We start from the raw sequence: 2,456 nt of genomic DNA, 5'->3' as shown, positions 1-2,456 counted from the left end.
AATCGAAGAAAAGTCGCGGCCGAAGCAGACGTTCATGGAACTGCTCGCGCAGCAGTGGAAGCCGCTTCTGCAATGCGTGGGCCTCGTGCTGATCTTCAACGTCACCGACTACATGGCGCTGTCGTACCTGCCGAGCTATCTGTCCGCGACGCTGCACTTCAACGAATCGCACGGCCTGTTCCTCGTGCTCGCCGTGATGGTGCTGATGATGCCGATGACGCTGTACGCGGGCCATCTGTCGGACCGGATCGGCCGCAAGCCGGTGATGCTGCTCGGCTGCGTGGGTCTGTTCCTGCTGTCGATTCCGGCGCTGCTGCTGATCCGCACGGGCGCGGTGCTGCCCGTGTTCGGCGGGCTGCTGATTCTCGGCGCACTGCTGTCGACGTTCACGGGTGTCATGCCGTCGTCGCTGCCCGCGCTCTTTCCGACGAAGATCCGCTATGGCGCGCTCGCGATCGGCTTCAATGTGTCGGTATCGCTGTTCGGCGGCACGACGCCGCTCGTTGCTGCGTGGCTCGTCGACCGCACCGGCAATCTGATGATGCCCGCGTACTATCTGATGGGTGCATCGCTGATTGGTATCGTGTCGGTGATCGCATTGCGCGAGACGGCGGGCGAACCGCTGCTTGGCTCGGGTCCGTGCGTGGCCACGCGCGCCGAAGCGCTTGCCGTTCTCCGTCAGGCGAGCAAACGCGCCAACGTCAAGAAGGCCTATCTCGCGGTCGTCAAGGAACGCGCGTAATGTGGGCCGGCGGCTGCGCGGCCCCGCATCGGTCTCGCGTTCAGAAGCGGTCGACGTCGACTACCGCCTGTGCAAACGCCCGTGGCGCTTCCTGCGGCAGGTTATGGCCGATGCCGCCCGTGATCGTCCGGTGTTCGTACTTGCCCGTGAACTTCGCTGCGTAAGCGCTCGACGGCGGATGCGGTGCGCCGTTGGCGTCGCCCTCCAGCGTGATGGTGGGCACGCCAATCGTGGGCGCCGCGGCAAGTCGCTGCTCGAACTCGTCGTAGCGCGCCTCGCCCGCTGCAAGTCCTTGCCGCCAGCGATAGTTGTGGACGGTGATCTCCACATGGTCCGGATTATCGAACGCGGCCGCACTGCGGTTGTACGTGGCGTCGTCGAAGTTCCATTTCGGCGAGGCCTGTCGCCAGATCAGCTTCGCGAATTCGTGCGTGTACTTCTCATAGCCCACGCGTCCGCGATCCGTTGCGAAATAGAACTGATACCACCACTGGAACTCCGCCTCCGGCGGCAACGGCATCGTGCCGGCCTTCTGGCTGCCGATCAGATAGCCGCTTACCGATACCAGCGCCTTGCAGCGCTCCGGCCACAGCGCCGCGACGATATCGGCCGTGCGCGCGCCCCAGTCGAAGCCGGCGAGTACCGCCTGCTGGATGTTGAGCGCGTCCATCAGTGCGGTGATGTCGCTTGCCACCGCCGCAGGTTGTCCGTTGCGCATCGTGTCGCGCGAAAGGAAACGCGTCGAGCCATAGCCGCGCAGATACGGGACGATCACGCGATAACCGCGCGCTGCCAGCAATGGCGCAACATCGACGAAGCTATAAATGTCATAAGGCCAGCCATGCAGAAGGATGACGGCAGGTCCGCTGGCCGGCCCGGCCTCTGCGTAGCCGACGTTCAGCAGGCCGGCGTCGATCTGCTTGAGCGACGCGAAAGACGTATGGCTGCCCGGCTTCACCGGAGGCACAGTCGCAGACTTCGATACGTTGGTCTGCGCACGCGCGGAACCGAGCATGCCGAACTGAGCAGCCGCAAAAGCAAGGGCCGTTGTGCCCAGGAAGCTGCGACGACGCGAATCGATTCTCTCTGACATTTGCCTCTCCTTGTTGTTGAACGCGCTTGTGCTTGGAAGGTACTTGAATAGAGCGGCGACAGGAAGCGCCGTCACGGAAGCATTAAAGCGCGCCAAGGTATCTGCAATGTGTCGAGAACCCGGCTTATTGTGATGTTATGTATCTGATCCATGGCCAGATACATTCGGGTACAAATCGCGGTTCGCACCGGACAAGCGATCTGATGCCCTTCGACTGATCCGGCCGGGGGGAGCTCCGCCTCCTCTGCGCCTTTGGGCGCAAACGAATCGTGCTCCCCCGACAAGGCCGTGAACTTACGCGCCCTTGACGAACTGCAGGCCGCCGAAGTTCTGGATCGTCGGAATGTCGACCTTCGTTTCCGTCTGCGTGACGGGTGCGACCACGATAGCCGGGCTGGCAAAGCCGCCGCCGAATGCCGCGTTCGTGTTGAAGGCGTTGACGTTGCTTCCGCCGCGCACTTCCGAAAGCTCCTTGGCCGACAGTTCTTCGTTATGCGAAATATCTTTGATGGTGAGCGAAGTCATGATGAATCTCCTTGGATGGAACAGTTGCGAATTGAAAGGGGGTGAATCGTTTGCTACTTACAGTACAGCCTGCAGGCCGCCGAAGTTCTGGATCGT

The 2,456-nt window shown here is 62.2% G+C and carries 3 protein-coding genes; 1 reads left to right on the top strand and 2 read right to left on the bottom strand.

The window, feature by feature from the left end; genetic code table 11:
- On the top strand, positions 1-742 hold a 742-nt coding region (locus BMW76_RS39630; protein WP_143062457.1), incomplete at its 5' end, for an MFS transporter.
- 40 nt (positions 743-782) lie between these two features.
- Here the strand turns inward: BMW76_RS39630 and BMW76_RS39625 are convergent.
- Together BMW76_RS39625 and BMW76_RS39620 are read right to left on the bottom strand one after the other, a co-directional pair.
- A complete protein-coding gene (locus BMW76_RS39625) occupies positions 783-1,835 on the bottom strand; it encodes an alpha/beta fold hydrolase (protein WP_090874123.1) in 1,053 nt (350 codons plus the stop codon).
- 294 nt (positions 1,836-2,129) lie between these two features.
- Positions 2,130-2,360: a hypothetical protein gene (locus BMW76_RS39620; protein ID WP_090874122.1), complete on the bottom strand. Its 231-nt coding sequence runs from the start codon at positions 2,358-2,360 to the stop codon at positions 2,130-2,132.
- Positions 2,361-2,456: the final 96 nt, after the last annotated feature.

It is taken from the genome of Paraburkholderia diazotrophica, assembly GCF_900108945.1.
GTDB lineage: Bacteria > Pseudomonadota > Gammaproteobacteria > Burkholderiales > Burkholderiaceae > Paraburkholderia > Paraburkholderia diazotrophica.
This window is presented reverse-complemented; position numbering and strand designations above follow the sequence as displayed.